Annotated in this window: 1 pseudogene; it reads right to left on the reverse strand. The window is 42.4% G+C overall.

Features of this window, described 5'->3' with window-relative positions:
• Positions 1 to 295: pseudogene (locus tag TW84_RS24775) on the reverse strand (IS4 family transposase); the annotation flags it as partial.

Below are 295 nucleotides of genomic sequence, written 5' to 3' on the forward strand. Positions count from 1 at the left end.
GCTCTCGAACATCCGACCAATCAACCAGCACCACCGGAAATGGATTGGCACGGGTAATAAAGGAGGCATGCCATTTATATATGGACTCTTTTTCACGATGTAGATTGCGATTACTAAGTAGTCGGTCGATACGTTTGATGGCATGTTTCACTGTGGTATCAGTGTCGAGAGCTCTTCCAATTTTGGTGAGTGTTAGGTCAGAGCCATCAAGAACCGCTTTGGTTGCAAGTATCAGAGATTTAAGTCGTTTTTTGTGAATTTTAGGGCATTGATTCTCAATAGTTTGCTGTAGAAT

Source organism: Vibrio neptunius, assembly GCF_000967495.1.
GTDB classification, from domain to species: Bacteria; Pseudomonadota; Gammaproteobacteria; order Enterobacterales; family Vibrionaceae; genus Vibrio; species Vibrio neptunius.